The organism is Bradyrhizobium sp. USDA 4516 (assembly GCF_054055915.1).
Window position 1 is genome coordinate 1,767,070 of sequence record NZ_JBSRXT010000001.1, and the last position, 26,158, is coordinate 1,793,227.

13 protein-coding genes and 1 tRNA gene are annotated in these 26,158 nt (G+C 63.6%); 7 read left to right on the top strand and 7 right to left on the bottom strand.

All coding sequences use genetic code 11. From position 1 onward, the window contains the following. Positions 1 to 44 precede the first annotated feature (44 nt). A complete protein-coding gene (locus ACVI1L_RS08375) occupies positions 45 to 7,268 on the bottom strand; it encodes a hypothetical protein (RefSeq protein WP_456782668.1) in 7,224 nt (2,407 codons plus the stop codon). A 165-nt stretch (positions 7,269 to 7,433) separates the two neighbouring features. Further along, complete coding sequence (locus ACVI1L_RS08380; RefSeq protein ID WP_456782669.1) at positions 7,434 to 8,744, bottom strand: autotransporter strand-loop-strand O-heptosyltransferase; 1,311 nt, start codon at positions 8,742 to 8,744, stop codon at positions 7,434 to 7,436. A gap of 144 nt (positions 8,745 to 8,888) precedes the next feature. Between ACVI1L_RS08380 and ACVI1L_RS08385 the strand changes: the two genes are divergently transcribed. Further along, complete coding sequence (locus tag ACVI1L_RS08385) at positions 8,889 to 9,692, top strand: FkbM family methyltransferase (RefSeq protein WP_456782670.1); 804 nt, start codon at positions 8,889 to 8,891, stop codon at positions 9,690 to 9,692. Between the two features lie 19 nt (positions 9,693 to 9,711). Here the strand turns inward: ACVI1L_RS08385 and ACVI1L_RS08390 are convergent, their stop codons facing one another. Then, positions 9,712 to 11,124 carry an HlyD family type I secretion periplasmic adaptor subunit gene (locus tag ACVI1L_RS08390; RefSeq protein ID WP_456782671.1) on the bottom strand — a complete coding sequence of 471 codons (1,413 nt, stop codon included), beginning with the start codon at positions 11,122 to 11,124 and terminating at the stop codon, positions 9,712 to 9,714. Next, a complete protein-coding gene (locus ACVI1L_RS08395; protein WP_456782672.1) occupies positions 11,108 to 13,249 on the bottom strand; it encodes a type I secretion system permease/ATPase in 2,142 nt (713 codons plus the stop codon). Before ACVI1L_RS08395 ends, ACVI1L_RS08390 begins: the two co-directional genes overlap by 17 nt. Before the next feature lie 406 nt (positions 13,250 to 13,655). Here ACVI1L_RS08395 and ACVI1L_RS08400 point away from each other — a divergent pair, with 406 nt between their 5' ends. After that, positions 13,656 to 17,306, top strand: a complete 3,651-nt coding sequence (locus ACVI1L_RS08400; protein WP_456782673.1) for a hypothetical protein — start codon at positions 13,656 to 13,658, stop codon at positions 17,304 to 17,306. 133 nt (positions 17,307 to 17,439) lie between these two features. Here ACVI1L_RS08400 and ACVI1L_RS08405 read toward each other — a convergent pair. Further along, positions 17,440 to 17,516, bottom strand: a tRNA-Met gene (locus tag ACVI1L_RS08405). Positions 17,517 to 17,834: 318 nt separating this feature from the next. Here ACVI1L_RS08405 and ACVI1L_RS08410 point away from each other — a divergent pair. Then, positions 17,835 to 19,268: a coniferyl aldehyde dehydrogenase gene (locus ACVI1L_RS08410; protein WP_456782674.1), complete on the top strand. Its 1,434-nt coding sequence runs from the start codon at positions 17,835 to 17,837 to the stop codon at positions 19,266 to 19,268. A gap of 124 nt (positions 19,269 to 19,392) precedes the next feature. Further along, positions 19,393 to 21,000: a GMC family oxidoreductase gene (locus tag ACVI1L_RS08415; RefSeq protein WP_456782675.1), complete on the top strand. Its 1,608-nt coding sequence runs from the start codon at positions 19,393 to 19,395 to the stop codon at positions 20,998 to 21,000. A gap of 242 nt (positions 21,001 to 21,242) precedes the next feature. On the opposite strand, the gene ACVI1L_RS08420 is transcribed toward ACVI1L_RS08415, so the two are convergent. Both ACVI1L_RS08420 and ACVI1L_RS08425 read right to left on the bottom strand, forming a co-directional pair. Then, a complete protein-coding gene (locus ACVI1L_RS08420; RefSeq protein WP_456782676.1) occupies positions 21,243 to 22,559 on the bottom strand; it encodes an ISNCY family transposase in 1,317 nt (438 codons plus the stop codon). Positions 22,560 to 22,867: 308 nt separating this feature from the next. Then, complete coding sequence (locus ACVI1L_RS08425; RefSeq protein WP_456782677.1) at positions 22,868 to 23,629, bottom strand: SDR family NAD(P)-dependent oxidoreductase; 762 nt, start codon at positions 23,627 to 23,629, stop codon at positions 22,868 to 22,870. Between the two features lie 110 nt (positions 23,630 to 23,739). Here ACVI1L_RS08425 and ACVI1L_RS08430 point away from each other — a divergent pair, with 110 nt between their 5' ends. From ACVI1L_RS08430 to ACVI1L_RS08440, 3 genes are all read left to right on the top strand, one after another. Further along, complete coding sequence (locus ACVI1L_RS08430) at positions 23,740 to 24,255, top strand: CvpA family protein (protein ID WP_438075092.1); 516 nt, start codon at positions 23,740 to 23,742, stop codon at positions 24,253 to 24,255. A 133-nt stretch (positions 24,256 to 24,388) separates the two neighbouring features. Continuing rightward, positions 24,389 to 25,171: an SDR family oxidoreductase gene (locus tag ACVI1L_RS08435; RefSeq protein WP_057017840.1), complete on the top strand. Its 783-nt coding sequence runs from the start codon at positions 24,389 to 24,391 to the stop codon at positions 25,169 to 25,171. Beyond that, on the top strand, positions 25,168 to 26,157 hold the full coding sequence (locus ACVI1L_RS08440) for an NADPH:quinone reductase (RefSeq protein WP_076828120.1): 990 nt from the start codon (positions 25,168 to 25,170) through the stop codon (positions 26,155 to 26,157). Before ACVI1L_RS08435 ends, ACVI1L_RS08440 begins: the two co-directional genes overlap by 4 nt. Position 26,158: the final 1 nt, after the last annotated feature.

A 26,158-nucleotide genomic window follows, 5' to 3' on the forward strand; every position in this document is an offset into this window, starting at 1 on the left:
ATCTTGGTTGCGGAGGGCCCTCCACAGCCGCCTATCTCAAGCCCTTACGCATGCTGCGGCTGCGCAAGCTGACTGACCTGCATCGCCGGCGGATCGACGACCGAGGTACCACCATGGCCGTCGCTCGAGGCCGTGAATGTGGAAGCCATGTAGTTGCCCAGCAGCGCAATGCTGGCGGTGACAGTGCCGTCCGTCACCGTGAGCGTTCCGCCCGAGGCGTTTCCGGTGAAGGTCGGCGTTTGAACGTTCGCGAAATTGATGTTCGCGAAATCGATCGTGTCCGAACCGGACATCCCGGCGACAGTTCCGGTGAAGCTCGCGGAATTGTCGAGCTTCAGCGTCCCCGTGCTGCCCAGGAACGTAACGGCGGCGTTCGAAGCCCCCGTCAATTCCAGGGTGGTACCCGCTGCGATGGTGGCAGTGCTGGGGCTCTCTCCGGTCGCGTAGAACGGCTGCCACGCTCCCCATGCGATGCCGTCATAGGCCCGAATCCAGAGCTGGTCGGTGCCGGAACCGGCCTGATAGGTCGTCTGGGCAAGTTGTGCCGAAGTGACGTCGATCTCTGTATTCGCAGACTGGTTCACGCCGTTGACATTCCAACGCCCGTTCGTGTTGGAATCCCACAACGCATATTTCGTGATGGTATCGCCATCCGCGTCCGTCGCGCTGACCAGGCTCGAAGCCGCGAAGACCTGCCCCGAGACTGTCGTCACGTTCGAGACCGAGACTGTCGGCGCCTGGTTCGTTGCGGTGGCCGTGAAGCTCTTCCAGGCGCTCCACATGCTGCCGTCATTGGCCTTAACCCAGAGCGTATCCGATGGCGAGCCACCGGGGCCGAAGACGTAGCTCACCTGTGACAGGTTGGCCGCGCTCACATCGATCTCGGAGTTGGCGGCCTGGGCGACACCGTTCACAACCCAATGGCCGTTCCCGCCGGTGTCCCAGAAGGCGTACTGGGTGATCGTATCGCTCTCGGCATCGGTGACCCCGAACAGGCTCGAGGCCGCGATTGAATGGCCGTGAATCCCGGTCACGTTCGATGCGGTAACGACCGGAGCGGTGTCGGGTCCCGGCGTTGCCGTGAAGCTCTTCCACACACTCCACATGCTACCGTCATTGGCCTTAACCCAGAGCGTATCGGGCGTCGAACCACCGGGGCCGAACACGTAGCTCACCTGCGACAGGTTCGCCGCGCTCACATCGATCTCGGTGTTGGCAGCCTGGGCAACGCCATTCACAACCCAGTGGCCGTTCCCGCCCGTATCCCAGAAGGCGTATTGGGTGATGGTATCGCTCTCGGCATCCGAAACCGTGAACAGGCTCGAGGCGAGCGCCGACGTCTGCCCATGGGCCGCCTTCACGTTCGACGCGGTAACGACCGGAGCGGTGTCATCACCCGGCGTTGCCGTGAAGCTCTTCCAGGCTCCCCACATGCTGCCGTCATTGGCCCGCACCCAGAGCGTATCGGGCGTCGAACCGCCGGGGCCGAAGACGTAGCTCACCTGCGACAGGTTCGCCGCGCTCACATCGATCTCGGTGTTGGCAGCCTGGGCAACGCCATTCACAACCCAGTGGCCGTTCCCGCCGGTGTCCCAGAACGCGTATTGGGTGATGGTATCGCTCTCGGCATCGGTGACCCCGAATAGGCTCGAGGCGAGCGCCGACGTCTGCCCATGGGCCGCCTTCACGTTCGATGCGGTGACGACCGGAGCGGTGTCATCACCCGGTGTTGCCGTGAAGCTCTTCCACACACTCCACATGCTACCGTCATTGGCCTTAACCCAGAGCGTATCGGGCGTCGAACCACCGGGGCCGAACACGTAGCTCACCTGCGACAGGTTCGCCGCGCTCACATCGATCTCGGTGTTGGCAGCCTGGGCAACGCCATTCACAACCCAGTGGCCGTTCCCGCCCGTATCCCAGAAGGCGTATTGGGTGATGGTATCGCTCTCGGCATCCGAAACCGTGAACAGGCTCGAGGCGAGCGCCGACGTCTGCCCATGGGCCGCCTTCACGTTCGATGCGGTAACGACCGGAGCGGTGTCATCACCCGGTGTTGCCGTGAAGCTCTTCCAGGCTCCCCACATGCTGCCGTCATTGGCCCGCACCCAGAGCGTATCGGGCGTCGAACCGCCGGGGCCGAACACGTAGCTCACCTGCGACAGGTTCGCCGCGCTCACATCGATCTCGGTGTTGGCAGCCTGGGCAACGCCATTCACAACCCAGTGGCCGTTCCCGCCCGTATCCCAGAAGGCGTATTGGGTGATGGTATCGCTCTCGGCATCCGAAACCGTGAACAGGCTCGAGGCGAGCGCCGACGTCTGCCCATGGGCCGCCTTCACGTTCGATGCGGTGACGACCGGAGCGGTGTCATCACCCGGTGTTGCCGTGAAGCTCTTCCAGGCTCCCCACATGCTGCCGTCATTGGCCCGCACCCAGAGCGTATCGGGCGTCGAACCGCCGGGGCCGAACACGTAGCTCACCTGCGACAGGTTCGCCGCGCTCACATCGATCTCGGTGTTGGCGGCCTGGGCAACGCCATTCACCACCCAGTGGCCGTTTCCTCCGGTGTCCCAGAACGCGTACTGGGTGATCGTATCGCTCTCGGCATCGGTGACCCCGAACAGGCTCGAGGCAAGCGCCGACGTCTGCCCATGGGCCGCCTTCACGTTCGATGCGGTAACGACCGGAGCAGTGTCGTCGCCTGGTGTTGCCGTGAAGCTCTTCCACGCGCTCCACAGGCTGCCGTCATTGGCCCGCACCCAGAGCGTATCGGGCGTCGAGCCGCCCGGACCGAACACGTAGCTCACCTGCGACAGGTTCGCCGCGCTCACATCGATCTCGGTGTTGGCAGCCTGGGCAACGCCATTCACAACCCAGTGGCCGTTTCCGCCGGTGTCCCAGAACGCATACTGAGTGATCGTATCGCTCTCGGCATCGGTGACCCCGAACAGGCTCGAGGCGAGCGCCGACGTCTGCCCATGGGCCGCCTTCACGTTCGATGCGGTAACGACCGGAGCAGTGTCGGGTCCCGGCATCGCCGTGAAAGCCGTCCAGGCTCCCCACAACATTCCGTCGCTGGCCCGCACGTAGAGCGTATCGGGCGCTGAGCCGCCAGGGCCGAACACGTAGCTCACCTGCGACAGCTGCGCTGCAGAGACATCGATCTCGACGCCGGCGGATTGGGCGACACCGTTCACCACCCAGTGGCCGTTGCCACCGGTGTCCCAAAGGGCGTACTGGGTGATCGGATCGCCGTCTGGATCCGTGGCCGTGAAGATGCTGGTCGCGGGAACCGACTGCTGCAGGTGGCTTCCAGTCAGGTTCGGCGCTGTGACGACCGGAGGCCGATCGGGTCCCGGCGTTGCCGTGAAGCTCTTCCAACCTCCCCACAATGTCCCGTCATTCGCCCTGATATACAGCGTGTCAGGGGCCGACCCTGTCGGCCCGAAGACGTAGCTCACCTGCGACAGCTGCGACGCCGGAACATCGATCTCGACGCCGGCGGCCTGGGCAACACCATTCACCACCCAATGGCCGTTTCCGCCGGTGTCCCAGAAGGCGAACTGGGTCATCGTATCGGGATCCGGATCGGACACCGTGAACAGGCTCGATGCGGCAACCGATGTCTGACCGTGCGCTGCAGTGACGTTGTTTGCGTTCACGGTCGGTGCGGTGTCCGCAAATGCCGTTGCCGAAAATTTGGTCCAGCCGCCCCAAAGCGTGCCGTCATTGGCCCGCACGTAGAGCGAGTCCGTCGATCCAGTGGGACCAAATACGTAGCTGACCTGCGACAGGTTCGCCGCGGACACATCGATCTCGGTGTTGGTGGCCTGGGTGACACCATTGATGGCCCAATGTCCGTTGCCCTCGGTGTCCCAGAACGCGTATTGGGTGATCGTATCGCCGTCGGCGTCCGACACGCTGAAGAGGCTGGAAGCCGCTACAAAGCTCTGGCCAAGGGTTGCGTGTATGTCGGACGCGGACGTGACCGGCGCGCTGTCGGCACGCGCCGTGATCAGCGTGCCGGTGCCGGAATCCGCGCTGACGCCGAACCGCACGCCGGGCGTCTGATCGAGCTGCAGGTCGAAGGTGGAAGCCCCCTCCGTGACATGCAGGATATTGCCCGGAAGCAAGATCGCCGATCCGCCGGATACGAAATTGAGGCCTGCCAGATCGATGCTGTCGCCCAGCACCAGCCCGCTGATGGTGGTGGATATCGACGTGCCATCGATCTTGAGCTGCCCGCCCGAGCCGCTGAAGCTGATGCCGCCGCTCGCGACGCTCCCGGCCTGCAATTCGAGCAAGCCGCCGGAAATGATGACCGGCCCCGTGGAGCCGCCCGACGATACGATCTCGGTGCCGCCGGCAAATACCGCGACGTGGCTGGTCACCGTGCCGGCAACGTTGAACGTGCCGCCGCTCGACACCCCGACGTCGTGCACCGTAGCGCCGGCGAAAACATTCAGGACGCCGCCGCTGGACACCCCCGCGTGGGCCAGCGCACCGCCCGAGAATACGTTGACCGTGCCGCCGGCTATGCCCGTGCCCGTGCCGGAGACCGATGTGCCGGTGACGACACCACCCGAGAAGACATTCTCGACGCCGCCGGTATAGACGCCGACCGTGCTGAGCACGGTGCCCGACACGTTGAGCGTGCCGCCGCTCGAAACGGCGACGAACGCCGCCGAGCCGCCGGCCTGGACGTTCAGTACGCCGCCCGAGTTGACGCCGGTCCCGGAGCTGATGGCGCCGGTGATCAGGCCGCCAGACAACACATTCTCGACACCGCCGGCATTGACGCCGTTATTTCTCAGCACGGTGCCCGCAACATTGAAGATGCCGCCGTTATACACGCCGACAAAGGAAGCCGTGGCGCCAGCGGACAAGTTCAAGGTACCGCCCGAAACCCCAGTCCCCGATCCGCTCGCCCCTGAGATCGATCCTCCGGACAAGACGTTCTCGACGCCACCGCTGAAGACTGCTGTATTGCTCAGCACATTGCCCGCGACATTGAAGGTACCGCCGCTCGACACGCCGACGTGAGCAGCCGAACCACCGGCCTGAACGTTCAGTATGCCGCCCGCGGAAATGACGGTCGCCGCACTCGACGCCCCGGAGATCAGGCCGCCGGACAGCACGTTCTCGACACCGCCGTCGGTGATCGTCGTGTTGCTAGTGATCGTGCCGGCAACACTCATGGTGCCGCCACTCGACACCGTGATGTTGTGCGCGGTACCGCCGGCCGAAACGTTCAGAGCGCCACCGCTCCAGGCCGTCACGTGAGCAAGTGAACCGCCCGCAAGGACGTTGAGTGTGCCGCCGGAAATGGACGTCCCGGAGCCTGACGCGCCGCCGACAATACCACCCGAGAAGACGTTCTCAACGCCACCGGCAGAAACGGTCACATTGCTGAGCACGGTGCCCGACACATTGAACGTGCCGCCGCTCGAAACGGTCAGATAGGCCGCAGCACCGCCGGCTTGCAGGTTCACGATGCCGCCGGAGGAAATGACAGTCCCGGAGCCGGAAGTCCCGGAGATCAGTCCTCCGGACAGCACGTTCTCGACACCACCGTCCGTGACCAGCACGTTGCTGGTGGTTGTGCCTCTGACATTCATGGTGCCGCCGCCCGACACCGTCAGGTGGTGCGCCGTGCCACCGGCAGAGATGTTCAGAACGCCGCCGCTGGAAACCGTCGCGTGATCCAGCGCGCCGCCGCCAAATACGTTGACGGTACCGCCGGATATGCCCGTCCCCGAGCTCGTGACGCCGGTGACAACACCACCCGAAAGAATGTTCTCGACACCGCCGCTGTTGACAGAGACGTTGCTCAGCACTGTGCCCGCCACGTTGAACGTGCCGCCGCTCGATACGCCGACGAAGGCGGCCGAGCCGCCCGCGAACAGGTTGAGCGTGCCGCCCGAAATTCCCGTTCCGGATCCGCTCGCGCCCGAGATCAGACCGCCCGAATAGACGTTCTCCACGCCGCCGGCAAAGACGCCGCCATTGTTGAGGAAGGTGCCGGACACGTTGAAAATGCCGCCACTCGAAACGCCCACCCATGCGGCCGAGCCGCCCGCGAGTACGGTCAGCGTGCCGCCGGCAGAGACCCCTGTTCCGATTCCAGCGCCACCCGAGATCAGCCCACCCGAATAAACGGTTTCCACGCCTCCGTTGTATACGGACCCTGCGCCCACATAACCGGACACGTTGAACGTGCCGCCGCTCGAAACGCCGACGTAGAAGGCCGATCCGCCAGCCTGCAGGTTGATCGTGCCGCCCGAAATTCCCGTTCCGGAGCCGGCCGCACCGGAGATGAGCCCGCCGGACAAGACAGTCTCGACGCCGCCGGCCAACACGCCGGTATTGCTGGTAATGGTGCCGCCGACGCTGAGCACGCCGCCGGACGAAACCAGGATGTGGTCGGCAATGCCGCCGGCCTCGATGATCACCCTCCCGGCATCGCCGATACCCGTCGCCGAGCCCCCGGCGAGAACGTCGAGCAGACCGCCGGCCGAGATTTGCGCCCCCGACGCAAGACCGCCGGACGAAACGGTTTCGACGCCGCCGCTGAGCACGAACTGGTTGGTGACGACGCCGCTGTCATTCAGCGCACCGCCGGCATAGACGAACATTGCGGTCGCCGACCCGCCCGTCTGCACGTTCACCGTGCCGCCGGAGATCGCGGTGCCGAAGCCTCCGGACACGCCGAGGACCACGCCGCCCGACAGCACGTTCTCTACGCCGCCGCTATACACCCCGACGGTGCTCAGCACCGTGCCCGCGACGTTGAAGACACCGCCGTTCGAGACGGCGACATAGGCGGCCGAGCCGCCTGCCAACAGATTCAGGGTGCCGCCGGAAACGCCGGTGCCGGCACTGTTGTTGCCGGAGATAAAACCACCCGAGGAGACGTTCTCCACGCCGCCGGTGTAGATACCAACGTTGCTGAGCACCTTGCCCATTACGTTGAAGGTGCCGCCGCTCGACACCCCGACGAAGGCGGCCGAGCCGCCAGCCAGCAGGTTGACCGTGCCACCCGAAATTCCGGTCCCCGATCCGCTCGCGCCGGAGATGAACCCGCCGGACAGGACATTCTCGACACCGCCGGTCAACACGGCGGTATTGCTGTTGACCATGCCGGCCACGTTGAGCGTGCCGCCGTTCGAGACGGTGAGATGATCGGCCCCGCCACCTGCGCTGATGACGGCACTGCCGCCGCTAGAAATCGCGGTGCGGACCGCGTAGCCGCCGGAGTCGACCAAGAGTTGGCCGCCGCCAGATAGCCCCGTCGAAACTGCCGAGCCTCCGTTGAGGACCTCGAGAATATTGGACCCCGTTTCGATCAGTCCTGAGCTGGTAACACCCGAGCTTACAAATGTTGTGCTCATGGCAGCGCGGCCCCCCAAAAAAACAGTGCTTGAAAACGGCTAAAGCTTAAATCCAGGAATCGTTCTGATCACCGACTTGACGTGATCCACGGTGATCAGCCTTGTGCATTCGAACTGACGCGGCGTCCCCTTGTGGCGGGGACACCAGAAGAAATCCTTGTGGTCGAATCGAACCGCCGGATCGTTCCAGCAGCTGTTGCACGCGTGATAGTTGATGACCCGGTACGGCGTAGCAAATTCATTTGTCGGATGCGTGAATCCCGAGATCATCACGACCGGGGTGCCGACCGCCCAGGCCAGCCATGAGAGGCCGCTGGAAAGGCCGACGAAAAACGCCGCGTGCTTGAGCAGGTTCGCCCGCTCCTGGATCGGCCGATCACCGGTCCAGTCCTCCGCGCCGTTGGGAATGTGATTCCACACCAGCTCGTGGCCGTGCGTCGGTTTCTGATCGATGCAGATCACGCGGTAGCCGGCTTGCGTGAGAAAGCCGGTCAGCTCCCGCCAGCCGGCGGGGTTATTCCAGTATTTGCATTGCGTGGTGCTCTGCACCGCGATGCAGACGTAAGGCTCGGGAAACGGCCTGCGATCATCCGCAAGCGAGATGCGGGGCGCCACCTCGGCGGGATCGACGCCGAGGATGTAGCCCGCGGTCCGGTGCAGCCCGACATGGCGGAAGTCGCTCGGCTGAAACACGAAGTTCTTGTCGTCGAAGAACAATCCGACGCTGTACGTGGCGTAGTAGCGGTCGGTCTGAATTTCCTCGTGGGTGACGAAGTTGATCTCGGGATACGCATCCCGGAACAGCGGAATCAACTTTTCCGCCATCGCACAGGTCAGCCTGCACCCATGCGCTTCCCCGAACTTCGCCACATAGGGAAACCAGCCGATCGTGTCGCCCAGGGTGCCGATCGGAAGCTGGATCAGGACGTGACGGTCCCTCGCATTGTACTCGTGCGAGAACACGACCTCATCGCCCTGCAGAACCTCGATCCGGAAACGAACATAGTATCGCTTTGAGCTGTTGACGCGGCCGCCCGCGAACTGCGTCTCGAAAAGAAGATTGCCGCACTCGGCGTCCCAGATCCGCACGCGCCAGGGAGTTTCGGCCTCGGGACAGAATACCCGGGCGCCATCGTTGAAGTCGAAGCGCAGTCCCTTGGGACCCACTTGAGTCGGCAGTTCGGCGGCCGCGGGATAGGCAGGCTTCGGCGCGTCGGCATCTGACGAAACAGCGTCCGACTTGACCGGTACGGCGCTGGTCGAACGATCAACGATTACTTTGGGTTGGTCAGTCACATGGTCAATCGAGCGATTCAGCCCGATCGCCGGCGCGACGGCAATGGCATTCACGAATATCCCCTGCCCTAAAATATAGATTACGCTTAAAAAGTAGACGGAACGTAAGCGAGATTGACAACCGCGTCAACGGACGAAACCTTGGCGAGTACCCCTCCCGGCCGCTTCCGCTGGCGCAGACACAAAGAAATACAAACGATGAGCCGCAACCCCAGCAAGGTCCCATTCGTCATCGCAGCGTCAGCGCACGGCCCGCTGATCGTAAACCGGCTGGACTACCACACGGCGGGTGAGCACACCTTTGGAGTCGGGATCCAGATCCTCGAGCACGGCGTGTTCGATGCCACCGAAATCGAGCTGACGAAGGGCCTTCTTGCACTGCGAAGAACCTATCGGGGCGATGGCGTCGTCGCGATCGATTGCGGGGCAAACATCGGCGTTCACACCATCGAATGGTCCAAACATATGGACGGCTGGGGCTCGGTCCTTGCGATCGAAGCGCAGGAGCGGGTCTATTATGCGCTTGCCGGCAACATCGCGATCAACAACTGCTTTAATGCGAAGGCCATACACGCGGTTATTTCGTCGGAAACCGGGAAAACCCGGGTGCCGAACTTAAGCCACCAGGAGCCCGCGAGCTTCGGGAGCCTGGAGGTGACGCGACGCCCGGCTACCGAGCAAATCGGCCAGAAGGTCGATTATTCCGAGGCCAACAGCACCGAAACGGCGATGGTCACCCTGGATTCCCTGAAGCTCAGCCGCTGCGATCTGATCAAGATCGACGTCGAAGGGATGGAATTGAAGGTGCTGGAAGGGGCCGGCGCAACGATCCAGCAGCATCATCCCGTCATCCACGCCGAATTCATCAAGACCGACAAGGCTGAACTCGTTCGCAGGCTGAACAGCCATGGATATCGGACGTACGACGCCGGGCAAAACTGCCTTGCGATACACGAATCCGATCCAAGCTTGAGCCACGTGGAATCCCGGACCCCGTCATGACGGGTCGACCTGCCGGCTTTCACCGCTCTCGGAGAGCATCCTGCCGGTAGCGCATGATCGGCGACAGCAAATAGCTCATGACGCTGCGGGCGCCCGTCCGGATTTGGACGGTGACGGCCATCCCCGGCGAAAGACTGATCTCCTTGTCGTCGATGATCATCTTGGTCCGGTCAATTGAGACATGCGCGATATACGCCGGCGCCTGACCCTTCGGCTCGCTGCTTTCTTCCGTCCCTCCGCCATTCGTCCCGCGGGCCGAGTCCCGCGACCTGTCCCGGGAGACCGAATCGCGCGAGACGCTGACGATCCTGCCGTGCAGCAGGCCGTAACGCGTGAAGTTGAAAGTATCGACCTTGATCTCGGCGTCCTGACCCGGGTGCACAAAGCCGATGTCGCGATTTGAAACCATCGCTTCGATTTCAATCTGATTGTCGCTCGGCACCACCACCGCGAGCGTCTGGGCGGGAGTTACGACCCCGCCGACCGTGTGCACAGCCAGTTGCTGCACCACGCCATCGATGGGCGCCGCAAGCTTCTGAAGCTTCGTCCGGTGCTCGGCCTTGGCCACCTCGTCCTTGAGGCTGCCGGCCTTCTGCGTCGCCTTGGCCAGATCGTCGTACAAGCGGTGGCGGTATTCCGAGACGAGCTTGGCGCGCGTCTCATCGAGGGCTGCCACGGCTGCATTGGCCTCTTCGAGCTTGCTCCGCTGCACCAGGATGTCCTGCTGCAGCCCGACGAGTTCCTGGAGCTCCGACAAATATTGCAGCTTCGAGCCGTACTCCCTGTCGGCCAAGTACTTGCGAACCCCGACCCGCTCTTGCAGCACCGGAAGCAAAGCATCGATCTTCGCGATGCCGGCCTCGATTGTCCTGGTCTCCGCGACCTTCTGGACCCGTTGCCGATCCAGTTCCGCCAGCTTGGCGCGCTGCTCCGAATCCTGGCTCCGCAAGAACTCCAGGTGCATTTTAATCAAGGCGGGCGGCGTGTCGTCCGGCGCCCCGTCAAGCGCGCCGGTGTTTCCGTCGAGCGCGGAGCGCGTGCGCGAAATGTCCAGCAATGCCGAGAGAAGATCGTTTTTCAGGTGCTGAAGCTCGGCCTGATTGCTCGTCGGATCCAGCTCGATCAGAACCTCGCCCGCCTTGACGGTCTGGCCGTCGCGAACGTGAATGGCCCGGACCACGCCGATTTCGAGCGGCTGAACCAGCTTGACACGATCGCCCGGCACGATCTTTCCCGATGCAGAGGCAACAATGTCAATCTTGCCGAGACCGGCCCACGCGACCGCGCAACAGAACAACGCTGCAATCAGGACGCCGGTAAGCCTGGCCGTCGGAGATGGCGGCGTCTCGACGATTTCGAGGGCGGCCGGCAGGAAAGCCAGTTCGTCCCTCGATTTGCCCCCGGCCGGAAGCGCTTCACGAGCCGACTTCATGGATCCCCGCCTGCAACCGGTACAGTGACGCGTATCTTCCGCCTGTGCTGAGCAGCTCCTCGTGGGATCCCTGTTCGACGAGCCGCCCGCGATCGATGGTGATGATTCGATCGGTGCGCCTGACCGCGGACAGACGATGCGCAATGACAAAGACCGTTCGCCCCTTCACGATCCGGTTCATATTGTCCTGAATGACCCTTTCGCTTTCATAGTCCAGCGAGCTGGTCGCTTCGTCGAAGATCAGGATGCGCGGGTCGGTGATAAGGGCCCGCGCGATCGCGATACGCTGCCGCTGCCCTCCCGACAGGCTGTTGCCGCGCTCGCCTACGACAGTGTCGTAGCCTTCCGGCAGCTCCAGAATGAACTCATGAGCTCCCGCAAGCTGGGCCGCCGCGATCACCTGCTGCATCGGAGCGGCCGGGTCGGCGAGCGCTATGTTTTCCCGCACACTGCGATTGAACAGCACGTTCTCTTGCAGGACGACGCCGACCTGGCGACGCAACCACGCCGGATCGACCATCGCAAGATCGACTCCATCGACGAGAACCCTGCCCTTTTCCGGGACGTAAAGGCGCTGGACCAGCTTCGTGAAGGTGCTCTTGCCTGAGCCGGACGGACCGACGATGCCGACCACCTGGCCGGCGGGAATGTTGATGTTGATGTCGTGCAGCACTTCCGGTCCATCCACACGATATCGGAAGGACACGTGCTCGAGTGTGACCTGGCCCTTGATGGGAGGCGGCACCGCGCGACCGGGATTGAACGTCTGCTCCGCCGGCGTGTTCAGGATATCGCCCAGCCGCGCGACCGAGAGCCTGGCCTGATGGAAGTCCTGCCAGAGCTGCGCCAGTCTCAGGACCGGAGCGCTGACGCGCGAGGAGAACATGTTGAAGGCGATCAGCTCGCCCACCGTAAGGCTGCCGTCGATCACCAGCTTGGCACCGGCGTAAAGGATCACCGCGGTGACGAGCTTGCTCACGAACTGAACCGATTGGCTCGCAACATTCGCCAGGCTGAGCACGCGGAAGCTCGCGGCAACGTACTCGGCAAGCTGCTCCTCCCAGCGGCGCTGCATCTGCGGTTCGAGCGCCATGGCCTTGATCGTCTCGACACCCGTTACGCTCTCGACAAGAAAGGCCTGGTTTTCGGCGCCGCGCTCGAATTTGGTGTCCAGCCGCTGACGGAACAGCGGCGTCGCGCCGGCCGAGATACCGACATAGAGCGGGAAGGATCCAAGGACGATCCAGGTCAGGATCGGCGAGTAGACGAACATCACCGCGATGAAAACTGCGGTGAAGAACAGATCGATCACCACCGTCAGGGCAGAGCCGGTCAGGAAGTTGCGAATATTCTCGAGCTCGCGGACCCGCGCAACCGAGTCGCCGACCCGGCGCGCCTGAAAATAGGCAATCGGAAGGCCTATGAGGTGCCGGAACAGGCGGGCTCCCAGTTCGACGTCGATCCTGTTCGTCACGTGAGAGAACAGGTATGTTCGCAATATGCCGAGGGCCGTCTCAAAAACCGCAATGCCTATCAAACCCACCGCGAGCACATCGAGCGTACTGAGCGTGTGATTAACGAGGACCTTGTCGATCACCACCTGGAAGAACAGCGGCGACACGAGCGCAAACAGCTGCAAGAAAAAGGAGGCGATCAACACCTCCAGGAAATGGTAGCGATATTTGTGAATGGCTCCCAGGAACCATGACAAATCAAAGCGACGGGCAAGGTTGACCAGTCCCGCCCGGCGGCTCACCAGGATCAGCCGGCCGGCCCACACCGCCTCCAGGTCGGCCCTCGTGATCAACTCCGGGCGCTCTGACAGGGGTGACTGAACGAGGATCTTGTCTGCGCCCACCTTGGCAAGGATCAGATGGCCGCCGTCGCGCAACAGGGCAATGGCCGGAAGCGGGACCTTCTCCAGCCTCAGCCAGTTGCTGCTCACCTCGCGGGCCTTGACGCCGGTCGAGCGCGCGTAGCGCAGCATCTCCGGCGTTGCGAACGAGCCATTCCCGAATTGATGACGAATCTGGTCGACATCGGCCGGGATACCGTGAAAACGCAGCAACATCACGAGTGCAACTATCCCGCTGTCTGCTGTGCTGCCGCCCCGCGTTTCAATCATTTCACGATTAATCTGTTGAGTAGCTGAAATTGACTGCAGTCGAATGAGCCGGGATTGCCGTAAGCGCGCCCTGCCCCCGCCCTTACAACTTCGCCGTCAGTGCAAACTGACTGTTCGCAGCGAACCAAAGAGCAGCAGATGAATATGACAGCCAGAGTACTATGGCTCTCCGGCGAGATGCAATTGGCGTTATGAACGGCCGCGCCGGATTCGTGAGCTCGATCATGCCGATCGAGGAACCCTTAGCGGAGCCGTTCGAACTCGGCCCGAGGTCCGTAGTCTTACGGATCGCGGCACGGATGCCGCGTCGGCGCCGGCCCCCTTGACGTCTGTTGACTACACCGCGGCAGTCAGTTGAATGTCACTTATTACGCCGGCGCTACCATAGATTGAAAGTCCGACCGAGATGCCCTGGAATTATTCAGTAACATTGAACGATCCGTCGAACGTCGGCGGATCCGCTGACGCGTCTCTCGTTTACGATCTTGAGCAGGCCCTCAACATTTGGCAGCAATATATCCTGGGCATCGGCACTCTGGTTGTGTCGCTCAACATCCTGCCGACCGCCGTTGGCCGTGCCGATGGCGGGCCTACCTCCAGCTACTATATCGGCTCAAGCGGCGGGCTCGCCGTGTACGAGCCATCCAGCCAGTACGAGCTGACCACCGGACAGCATGTCCCCGGCACGACGAGCGACATCACCATCAACATCGACCCCGGCTACTTCCAGTACATCGACCTGGACTACGGCCTGACCTACTCCAGTCAGGTCCCTGGAAACGTGATCAATCCGATCGACGTTTTTCTCCACGAGCTCATGCATGGCTTCGGCATGGTGGGCTGGTACAACCAGAGCGGCCAGCTGGCCGGCGCCTACGAATCGACGTTCGACACCCTGATTCAAAAGACCGCATACGGCGCTTACTTTGTCGGTGCCAATGCCGAGGCCGCTTACGGCGGCCCGGTGCCTTTGACCACGAACAGCACCACCCAGAACTACTACCACTTCGGCAATCAGCAATCCGACCTCTACGCCAGTCCCTCGACCGTTCAGGATCCTCTCACGCTGGACCTGATGAACGGGATCGTTTTCTACGGCAATTACCAGTACGCGATCTCCAACCTGGACATCGGAATTCTGAAGGATCTCGGATACAGCATCCGGACGACACCGGTCGTGACGGCGGCCGATCAGGCCGCGGCTCGAAATCAGGTTTTTTCCGCCTCGTCACTGTTCTCGGTGAACATGGCCGCGGGCGATAGCATCACCCAATATGCCCTGTGGGACAGCAACGGCTACGGTCACTGGACGGTGAACGGAACAGTTCAGGGCACCAACACCGAGATCGACATCAGCGCTTCGCAGCTGGCTCAAACGAGTTACCAGGCCGGACCCGGCTCGGACACGCTGTGGATCAGAGCCTTCGACGGCTATTTGTGGAGCGACTGGAAATCCTTTGTGATTTCTCCGGCCGATCGCGCCCCAACGGTCACGGCCACTAACGTGACCGGCACGCACGGGCAGCTCTCGCTGGCCGGATCGGGACTGTTCTCGGCCACCGACGCGGATGGCGATGCGGTCACCCAATATGCGTTGTGGGACACCGAGGGCCACGGGCATTGGGCCATCAATGGTGTCACGCAAGCCACCAATGCCGAAATCGACGTCTCGGCCGCCAATATCTCGCAAGTGAGTTATATATTCGGCACAGCCTCAGACACGCTCTGGGTCCGGGCATATGACGGATATCTCTGGGGCGCGTGGACCCGGCTCACGGCAACCCCATTTGCGGACCATCCGCCGGTGGCCAACGCAACCGACGTTTCGGCCACCCACAAACAGAACATCGCCGCATCGAGTCTCTTCAGTGCGACCGACTCCGATGGAGACACGATCGTCGGCTATCAGGTTTGGGATTCAACGACCGATCCCGCCAGCGGCCATTGGGTGATCGGCGGAGTAGCGCAGGCTTCCAACGTAGCCATCGATGTGACGGCCGCACAATTGACCAATACCTCGTTCCAGACCGGCTCCGGCTCGGATGATCTCTGGGTGCGAGCCAATGACGGCACCGCATGGGGGGCCTGGAAAGAGTTCCACGTCAACGCGCCGATCGACCATGCTCCTGTGGTGAGCGCGTCGGATCTGGCCGCCACCCATGGCCAGACTATCGCGGCGACAAGCCTGTTCACGGTCAGCGACGCCGACAGCGATACGATCACCAACTATCAGTTCTGGGACTCGACCGCCGATCCTGCCAGCGGGCATTTTGTCGTGGCCGGCGTCGCGCAGCCCACCGGCCAGAGCATCGATGTGAGCGCGGCACAACTGGCCAATACATCGTTCCAGAGCGGCTCGGGCTCCGACGATCTCTGGGTCCGAGCCTTTGATGGCATGACATGGAGCAACTGGAAAGAGTTCCGCGTCAATGCCCCGATCGACCATGCTCCTGTGGCGATCGCATCGGATCTGACCGCCACCCATGGCCAGACTGTCGCGGCGGCAAGCCTGTTCACGGTCAACGACGCCGACAGCGATGCAATGACCAACTACCAGTTCTGGGACTCGACCGCCGATCCTGCCAGCGGGCATTTTGTCGTGGCCGGCATCGCGCAGCCCACCGGCCAGAGCATCGATGTGAGCGCGGCACAACTGGCCAATACATCGTTCCAGAGCGGCTCGGGCTCCGACGACCTCTGGGTCCGAGCCTTTGATGGCATGACATGGAGCAACTGGAAAGAGTTCCACGTCAATGCCCCGATCGACCATGCTCCTGTGGCGATCGCGTCGGATCTGACCGCCACGCATGGCCAGACTGTCGCGGCGGCAAGCCTGTTCACGGTCAACGACGCCGACAGCGATGCAATGACCAACTACCAATTCTGGGACTCGACCGCCGATCCTGCCAGCGGGCATTTTGTCGTGGGCGGCGTCGTACAGCCCACCGGCCAGAGCATCGATGTGAGCACGGCACAACTGGCCAGTACATCGTTCCAGAGCGGCTCGGGCTCCGACGACCTCTGGGTCCGAGCCTTTGATGGCATGACATGGAGCAACTGGAAAGAGTTCCACGTCAATGCCCCGATCGACAATGCTCCTGTGGCGATCGCATCGGATCTGACCGCCACCCATGGCCAGACTGTCGCGGCGGCAAGCCTGTTCACGGTCAACGACGCCGACAGCGATGCAATGACCAACTACCAGTTCTGGGACTCGACCGCCGATCCTGCCAGCGGGCATTTTGTCGTGGCCGGCGTCGCGCAGCCCACCGGCCAGAGCATCGATGTGAGTGCGGCGCAACTGGCCAGTACATCGTTCCAGAGCGGCTCGGGCTCTGACGATCTCTGGGTCCGAGCCTTTGATGGCATGACATGGAGCAACTGGAAGGAGTTTCACGTCAATGCGCCGGTCGACAACCTTCCGATCGTCACGGCCGCCGACTATTCGGCGAGCCACGGCCAGGACATCGCGGCCTCGACGCTGTTCTCGATCACCGATGCGGATGCCGACACCATCACAAACTATCAGGTGTGGGATTCGACGGTGGATGCGAGCAGCGGGCACTGGGTGGTCGGGGGAGTCGCCCAAGGCACCAATGCCGCCATCAATGTCACGGCAGCTCAACTTTCGAGCATAAGCTTTCAAAGCGGCTCGGGTTCGGACGATCTCTGGGTGAGGGCTTACGACGGCTTTGCCTGGGGGGCGTGGAAGGAATTTCACGTCACCGCGCCGGTTGACAGCGCTCCGTTGGTGACCGCGTCCGACTTCCACGCGACGGCTAATCAGAGCGTGGCCGCACTAACTCTGTTTTCAGTCGCGGATGCCGACGGCGACAGTATCGCACAATATCAACTCTGGGATTCGACGCCGTCGGCAAGCAGCGGCCACTGGAGCATTGGCGGGAATACGCAGCCCACCGGCACCGCCATCAACGTCAGCGCGGCCCAAATTGCGAGTACGACATTCCAGGGCGGTACCGTGCCTGACGACCTCTGGGTTCGCGCCAGCGATGGCATCAGCTGGAGTGCGTGGCACGAATTCCATTTCATCGTCTAGGGAGCGGCCCGTGTTGCGGAAATGCCGTGATCTGCGCCTAATCGGTCGACGACACGCGGCCCGATCGTCCTCCTAAAGCAAAAATGGCCCGCGAGATGCGGGCCATTTTATCGGAACCGGTTGGTCCGGACTTTGGTTGCGGGGATAGGATTTGAACCTATGACCTTCAGGTTATGAGCCTGACGAGCTACCGGGCTGCTCCACCCCGCGTTAAACCGTTGCGTGCCTTGCAGAAAGGGTGCCTGAGCCGGCCGGCCAACGCTTTTCAACGGCGCCGATCGATCCGTCCGGGGGCTTCCTGAGAAGGCGACCCGGGCCGAAGCCATCGGGTGCGGGGCGTATGTATCAACGTGAGCCCGGTTTGGAAAGCCCCGGATGCGGGTTTTTGAGGATTTTGTGACGTCGAAATCGCCGGCTTATCCCGGCAGGATTTGCTGCCGGGAACCGGGCCTTGCCAGACCGCGCGCAAAAGCGGAGCTTGGCGCGCAACAAATCAGTCAAGAAAACGTCATCCGAGGGGGAAATGCCATGGACCGGCCATTGAAGAGTCCGGGGCTGCATGCGCTTGAGGAGGCCTTTCATCGCCAGTTCGAGCTGTCGCGCAGCGAGCCGGCGCCGACATTGCAGGCACGGCTCGACCGGCTGCGCCGCCTGCGCGCCGCGCTGACCGAGAATGAGGCGCGATTCGAGGCGGCGATCTCGGCCGATTTCGGCCACCGCTGCACCGTCGAGACCGCGATCGCCGAGACCATGCTGGTGCTCGGCGAGATCAGGCACGCGGCCAAGCACCTCAAAGGCTGGATGGCGCTGCGGAAGGTCCCGACCACGGTCCAGTTCGCGCCGGCCAAGAACCGGCTGATGCCGCAGCCGCTCGGCGTGGTCGGCATCATCGCGCCGTGGAATTATCCGCTGCAGCTGACCCTGGCGCCCGCGGTCGCCGCGATCGCGGCCGGCAACCGCGCCATCATCAAGCCGAGCGAGCTGGTGCCGCGCTTTGCCGGGTTGCTGATGGAGACGATCGCAAAAAAATTCGATGTCACCGAGCTCGCGGTCACCGATATCGACGACGAAATCGCAAAGGCGTTTGCCGCGCTGCCGTTCGATCATCTGATCTTCACCGGTTCGACGCGGGTCGGCCGGCTGGTGGCCGAAGCCTGTGGCCGCAATTTGACGCCGGTGACGCTCGAGCTCGGCGGCAAGTCGCCCGTGATCGTCGACGGCTCCGCCGACATCGACGAAGCCGCGCAGCGCATCGCCTATGGCAAGCTGCTCAATGCCGGCCAAACCTGCATCGCGCCCGATTACGCGCTGGTGCCGCAGGCCTCGGTGCAACCCTTCGCGATGCGGCTACAGGGTCACATGCAGCACATGTTCGGTACCGATCCCGATAACGCCGATTACACGTCGATCGTCTCGGATCGGCACTATGCACGCCTCGAGGGGCTGGTCGCCGACGCCGCCGCGAAAGGCGCGACCATCATGCAGCCGGCAGCGCCGAACGACCGCGAGTGGAAGGCGAGGCGCAAATTTCCGCCGACCGTGATCGTTGACGCGACGCCGGACATGACGGTGATGCAGGAGGAGATCTTCGGGCCGCTGTTGCCGGTCATCGGCGTGCGCGATGCGGCGGAGGCGATCGCCTTCGTCAACAGCCGCGATCGCCCGCTGGCGCTGTACTGGTTCGGCACTGACAGCGCCGCCCGCGATGCGGTGCTGGCGCGCACGGTGTCCGGCGGCGTCACCGTCAATGACTGCCTGTTCCACTTCGCGCAGGCCTATCAACCGATGGGCGGCGTCGGCGCCTCCGGCACCGGCGCCTATCACGGCGAGTGGGGGTTTAAGACGCTGACCAAGTTCAAGCCGGTGTTCTACCGCTCGCGCTTCAACCGGCTTGCCGATCTCTATCCGCCCTATGGCGCGAAGGTCGCGCGGCTGGAGAAGCTGATGCGGATGTTGTCGTAGAAGTGCTGTCGTTCCGGGGCGCGAAGCGAACCACAGATGCGCAATTGCGCATCGGGGAACCTCGAGATTCCGGGTTCGATGCTAACGCATCGCCCCGGAATGACAAATAAGGAATGGGGGAAACGTGACTGACACATTCGATTTCGTGGTGGTGGGCGCGGGCTCCGGCGGCTGCGCGGTGGCGGGGCGGCTGTCGGAGGATCCGGCGACGTCGGTGGCGCTGCTCGACGCCGGCGGCACCAATGACAATTGGGTCGTCACCACGCCGGGCGCCCTGGTGCTGATGGTCGCGGGCACCGTCAACAACTGGGCCTTCAACACCGTGCCGCAGAAAGGCCTCAACGGCCGCATCGGCTATCAGCCGCGCGGCAAGGGGCTCGGCGGCTCCTCGGCGATCAACGCCATGGTCTACATTCGCGGCCATCGCGCCGATTACGACCACTGGGCCGCGCTCGGCAATGCCGGCTGGGCGTTCGCCGACGTGCTGCCCTATTTCAAGCGCTCGGAAGACAATTCCGATTTCGACGGCGAGTATCACGGCAAGGGCGGCCCGCTCGCCGTCAACAAGCTGCGCTCCGGCAATCCGATCCAGCAGACCTTCCTGCAGGCGGCGCAGGAGGCGCAATTCCGCATCCGCGAGGATTTCAATGCCGACGACCATGAGGGCCTCGGCATCTACCAGGTAACGCAACGCAACGGCGAGCGCTGGAGCGCGGCACGCGCCTATGTGCATCCGCATATCGGCAGGCGTCCCAACCTTCGCGTCGAGACCAATGCGCACGCAACGCGCATCCTGTTCGAGGGCAAGCGCGCGGTCGGCGTCGAATACCGCCAGGGCAAGGAGCTGAAGCAAATCCGCGCGCGGCGCGAAGTCCTGCTTGCGGCCGGCGCGTTCCAGTCGCCGCAGCTGTTGATGCTGTCGGGCGTCGGCGATGCCGCAGCGCTCGGCAAGCACGGCCTCGCCAGCGTGCATCATCTGCCCGGCGTCGGCCAAAACCTGCAGGACCATCCCGATTTCATCTTCGGCTACATGTCCGACAATCCGAACTTCGCCGGCATCTCGCTGAAGGGCATGCCGCGGCTCGTCCGCGCCATCATGCAATATCGGCGCGAGCGCCGCGGCCCCCTCACCTCGAACTTCGCCGAATGCGGCGGCTTCCTGAAGACGCGGCCCGATCTCGACATCCCCGACATCCAGCTGCATTTCGGCATGGCGATGGTCGACGACCACGGCCGCAAGCGCCACGGCGGCACCGGCTTCTCCTGCCATGTCTGCCTGCTCCGGCCGAAGAGCCGCGGCAGCGTCGCGCTGGCCGGCAGCGACCCGATGCAGGCGCCGCTGATCGACCCCAACTTCCTCGGCGAGGGGGCCGATCTCGAATCGATGGTCGAGGGCTACAAGACCACACGGCGGCTGATGGAGGCGCCGGCGCTGCGCGCCCTGCAGCAGAAGGATGTGTTCACGTCCAACGTGCGCACCGACGACGATATCCGCAGCATCCTGCGCGAGCGCGTCGACACAGTCTATCACCCGGTCGGCACCTGCAAGATGGGCACCGGCGATCCGCTCGCGGTGGTCAATCCGAAGCTGCGCGTGCACGGGCTCGAAGGCCTGCGCGTAGTCGACGCCTCGATCATGCCGACCCTGATAGGCGGCAACACCAATGCACCGACCATCATGATCGGCGAGAAGGCGGCCGACATGATCAGGGCGGAGATGCGGGCGGGGTGACCAAATGCGTAGGGTGGGCACGGCGCAAGAGCGCCTTTGTCCCCCTATGAGGCTGCCGTCGCAGGGCCGCATTGCCAAAATATCGAAAACAACCCCATGCAAAGGAGCCGGGGGGCTGCCGGCTTCGACACGGCGACTGTCCGTAGCGGGTGAAGATGTCGTGTTTTTGTAGCTCGTGATCTGTCGCCTTCGTTTCTGATTTGCAGGGGAGCCGGAAGGCGGGGACGGCTTTCCCTGATTGATCATGCCACGGCTGTTGTGGCGGTTTTAGCCCTGTAGGTGAGTTTCTTTGTTCGACTTGAAGCCCGTTTCTCCGTCCCGACCCGCGCTTTCTCGACGGCGGCGCGCGCAGGAGCGGTCAAGGACGCGCGCTTGCGCGCCCGCCAGGGCTTGTCCTTGATGGCTCCGAGCACGCCGCCAGGCTGAAGCGCGTCGGGGCTGATCTGCTGTCCGTCAGGCGCAAACCTCGCCAATCGATGCGGTCCAAGGAACACGCTGACGGTGCCATCGGGATACTCATGGAGCCGCACCAAGGCCTTGACGAAGTGAGGTCTGAGCCGGCTCTCCGGCAACTGCAGCCGCCGACCGTTCCATGCAACGGTATTGTCGTTGGCGACGGTTCGCTCCTCGATCACGCACAGCGCCTCGCGCCAGGCCTCATGCCGGTCGGCCACGAATGCCGTGCCTTCCTGTTCGGGCTTGATCGCAAACGCGGCGTTGTGCCCGGGGATGTAATGCGCCTTCAGCCACGCGTTGGCAGCCTCAACCGTCGTGATCCCGGCAAGCCGCAGCTCCTTCGGCAGCCGATCCTGCAAGGTGCCGAACACCCGCTCGGAACGCCCGCGCGCCTGCGGCGAATAGGCTGCGATATGCTCGATCCCAAGATGCGACAAAGCCCGTCCCACCTGGGTTTGTTGCGTCTTCGAGACCTTCTCGCCAGCTTTTGGGGTCAGGAAATAATGGCTGCCGCGGTCGGTGTAGAGCGCGCAGAACAGGCCATGCTCGCCAATCACTTCGCGCAAGGCCTGGAAGGTCGAGGCCGTTCCTTCTTCCTCGACCAGCACCATCGAGTAGATCTCGCTGGTCGCATCGTCCATCGTGACGATCAGGTCCCTCGCGGGCAGGCCTTCGATCCAAACGTGGCGCGATCCGTCCTGGTGCAGCAGCATGCCCCGAAGCGGCCGCCGCGGCCGCTTCTTGCGGTGCGCCGAACGCTTCGGAGCCTTCCGCACCAGCCCCGCCGCGTGCAGCGCCAGCTTCGTCACCGTATAGCCCAGCACATAGTCGTGCCGCTTTTGCATCTGCTCGTGGAAGTGCTTCACCGTGAAGTCCGCGTACTTGTCCCGGTACAGCGCAAGCATCCGTTCCAGCTCCTCCTCCGGCGCCCGCCGTGGCGAACGACGCCCCAGCCGGCGGTCGACAAGCCCGTCGTCGCCCTCCGCCTCATAGCGCTCCGCCCAGCGTTGAAACGTCCGAACACTGATCCCAAGAACCTCCGATGCTGCCTCCTGCGTCAGTTCCTTCGCCTCCGTCCGATCCAGCAAATCTGAAAACCGCATCCGTCGTACACCCTCGTGAATGGATGCCGTGCCCATCGCGCCCCCCTTGTTCCGGAGCACCGAAAACACGACACTTCACGAGCTACAAACAGGCGACAGATCACGAGCTACTGACAGGCTTCGACACGGCGACTTGACTCGTCGGGCAAATCAGCGGCATTCTTCTATTATCCAGAAACCGCGCCGACTGCCTCGGGCCGTGCTCGTGACCTGATGCGTTGCAATCGTAGCCCGGATGAAGCGAAGCGCAATCCGGGACCTTCACGCATGCTCCCCGGATTTCGCTGCGCTTCATCCGGGCTACAAAGCTAGTTCAGCAAGAACCCGCCATCCACCGTCACCACCGTCCCGGTCATGTAGCGCGAGGCGTTCGAGGCCAGCAGCATGATCGCGCCGTCGAGATCGGACTCGGCGCCGACCCGGCGCTGCGGGATGCGCTTGGCGAGCCGCTCGCCCGCCGGCGTCGACCAGAAATCATGGTTCATCTCGGTATCGATATAGCCCGGCGCCAGCGCGTTGACCCGGATGTTGTTGCCGGCGAGCTCCAGCGCCATTGCCTTGGTGCCCTGGATCATGCCGGCCTTGGAGATCGCATAGGGCGACACCGCCTTGAGCACGCCCTGTCCGAGCACGGACGCGACGTTGATGATATTGCCCGGCTGCTTGCGCGCCATCATGCGCCGCGCAAGTTCGGTCGCGAGGAAGTAGGCGCCCTTCAGATTAGCGCCAATCACGGCGTCCCAATCCGCCTCGGTCTGCTCCGTCGACAGCTTCTCGATCGCGATGCCGGCATTGTTGATCAGCACCGTGACCGGACCGAGCGCAGCTTCGGCGACGTCGAGTGCTTGCGCGATGCCGGAAATATCCGCGACGTCCATCTGCACCGCGGCAGCGCGGCCGCCCTTGGCCTTGATCTCCTCCTCGAGGCTTTTCAGCTTCGCGGTCTGGCGCGCGGCCAGCACCACCGCGGCGCCATGTGCCGCCAGCACGCGGGCGAACTGCCGCCCGAGCCCCTGCGAGGCGCCGGTGATGAGGATCATTTCTTTACTGACATCGAATAGGTCGGACATCGACAGGTTCCCGGGTTGAAGCGGACGAGTGATAGCGACAATTGTCCCTGATGTAAGCAGGTTTGATCAACCAGGGGACAGTAGGAGATTGGGGCAGGAATTCCTCATCCATGAATCTCTTCGACCTTGCCGTCATCCTCGGATTGATGTTCGCAGTGGTGACCGGCTTCACGACCGGCCTGCTGCGCAGCGCGGTCACCATCCTGGCCTATCTCGTCGCCATGCCGCTTGCAGTCGCCGCGTTGGCGATGATCGGGCCCCACATCGCGACGCTGCCGTCGTCGCCGTTTCCGCCCAATGGCGTGCTGCTGTTCGGCCTCTTCCTCCTGATTGGCGTCATCCTCGGAAAGATGGCGCGGACAATGCTCGACGACACCATCGGCGCGGAGATCGGGATCGGCGACCGCCTTGGCGGCGCGCTGCTCGGCGCCATCAGGGTCGGTCTCGTCGTGACCACGCTGGTGCTGGTGTTCGATCAGCTGGTGCCGCTCGCCAGACAGCCGCAATTCCTCAACGGATCGCAATTGCGGCCGTTGTTCTCCGCGGCCGGACAGGCCGGATTCCGGTCGCTGCCGCCCGAAGCCACCATGGCGATCGAGCGGCTGCGGCGCGAGCAACGCATCTAGCCCGCCGGCCCACCGCACTGTTCCTGTCCGGCATGCACTTATGCATTGCACGTCCCTTATCGGCGCCGCCGAGCTTGGCTAGACTGGTGCCATCAAACCTTTACAAACCGACCGATATCACAGGGAGTGAACCGTGGATCTTGGAATCAAAGGCCGCCGCGCCATCGTATGCGCATCGAGCAAGGGACTGGGCCGCGCCTGCGCGATCGCGCTCGCCAATGAGGGGGTGCACGTTACCCTGACGGCGCGCGGCGCCGAGGCGCTGAAGCAGACCGCCGACGAAATCCGCAAGGCGCACCCCGGCGTCACCGTCACCGAGATCGTCGGCGACATCACGACGGCGGCGGGACGCGAAGCCGTGCTCAAGGCCTGCCCCGAGCCCGACATCCTGATCAACAATGCCGGCGGCCCGCCGCCGGGCGATTTCCGCAACTGGACCCGCGACGACTGGATCAAGGCGATCGACGCCAACATGCTGACGCCGATCGAGCTGATCAAGGCGACCGTCGACGGCATGATGGCGCGCAAGTTCGGCCGCATCGTCAACATCACCTCGGCCGCGGTGAAGGCGCCGATCGAGATCCTCGGCCTGTCCAACGGCGCCCGCGCCGGCCTCACCGGCTTCGTCGCCGGCCTGTCGCGCAAGACCGTGATCAACAACGTCACCATCAACGGCCTGCTGCCGGGCCCGTTCGAGACCGACCGCCTGCGCGGCACCGCGAAGCCCGAGGCCGAGAAGCGCGGCATTTCGGCCGAGCAGGTGCTGGCCGAGCGTGCCAAGCTGAACCCTGCCGGCCGCTTCGGCGATCCCGACGAATTCGGCTATGCCTGCGCATTCCTGTGCGGGGCCAAGGCCGGCTTCATCACCGGGCAGAACCTGCTGCTCGATGGCGGCGCCTTCCCAGGCACGTTGTGAGAGCTGTTTGGTACGAACGGACCGGCGCGGCGCCGACGGTGCTTACCGTCGGCGAGATGCCGACGCCCGAGGCTGGTCCCGGTGAAGTCCGGGTTCGCCTCGAGGCGTCCGGCGTCAACCCGGCCGATGTCGGCCGCCGAAGCGGCAACTATCGCGCGATGGAATTCCCGCGCGTGATCCCGAACAGCGACGGTGCCGGGATCATCGACCAGGTCGGTGAAGGCGTCACGCGCTTTGCGGTCGGCGACCGCGTCTGGCTGTTCAACGGCCAGCGCAACGGCCGCGCCTTCGGCACCGCGGCCGAATACATCACGCTGGCCGATTACCTGGTGACGCCGCTGCCGCAGGACGTGTCGTTCGCGGCAGGTGCTACGCTCGGCATCCCCTGCATGACGGCGTGGTGCGCGCTGTTTGCGGACGGCCCGATCTCGGGGCAGACGGTGCTGGTTACCGGCGGCGCCGGCGCGGTCGGCCACTACGCCGTGCAATTGGCAAAATGGGGCGGCGCGCGCGTAATTGCGACCGTCAGTTCGCAGGTCAAGGACGTCGAGGCACGGCTCGCCGGCGCGGACACCGTCGTCAACTACCGGACCGAGGATGTCGTCTCCAAGGTGATGGCCTTCACCGAGAACCGCGGTGTCGACCGCGTGATCGACGTCGATTTCGGCGGCAATCTCGCGACCACGCTGAAGATCATGGCGATGAACTCGACGATCGCGGTCTACGCCACCAACGGCAACCGCACCCCCACGCTGCCGGTGCGCGAATTAATGGAGAAATGCATCACCGTGCGCTCGCTGGTGCTGTTCGCGCTGCCGCCGCCGCTGCTCGCGGCCGCGCAGGCCGACATCACCAAATGGCTGGCGTCGGGCACCCGCGTGCACAATATCGCCGGGCAATTCGCGCTCGCCGAGACCGCCGACGCCCATCTCGCCGTCGAGAAGGGCGACAAGATCGGCACCGTGATCGTCGACTGCGCGCGTTAGC

Bases quoted from the DNA above. Each gene is read 5' to 3' on its own strand.
- ACVI1L_RS08410 (WP_456782674.1), top strand. From the start codon at position 17,835: ATGGACCGGCCATTGAAGAGTCCGGGGCTGCATGCGCTTGAGGAGGCC.
- ACVI1L_RS08390 (WP_456782671.1), bottom strand. From the start codon at position 11,124: ATGAAGTCGGCTCGTGAAGCGCTTCCGGCCGGGGGCAAATCGAGGGAC.
- ACVI1L_RS08385 (WP_456782670.1), top strand. From the start codon at position 8,889: ATGAGCCGCAACCCCAGCAAGGTCCCATTCGTCATCGCAGCGTCAGCG.
- ACVI1L_RS08400 (WP_456782673.1), top strand. From the start codon at position 13,656: ATGCCCTGGAATTATTCAGTAACATTGAACGATCCGTCGAACGTCGGC.
- ACVI1L_RS08395 (WP_456782672.1), bottom strand. From the start codon at position 13,249: ATGATTGAAACGCGGGGCGGCAGCACAGCAGACAGCGGGATAGTTGCA.
- ACVI1L_RS08430 (WP_438075092.1), top strand. From the start codon at position 23,740: ATGAATCTCTTCGACCTTGCCGTCATCCTCGGATTGATGTTCGCAGTG.
- ACVI1L_RS08425 (WP_456782677.1), bottom strand. From the start codon at position 23,629: ATGTCCGACCTATTCGATGTCAGTAAAGAAATGATCCTCATCACCGGC.
- ACVI1L_RS08420 (WP_456782676.1), bottom strand. From the start codon at position 22,559: ATGCGGTTTTCAGATTTGCTGGATCGGACGGAGGCGAAGGAACTGACG.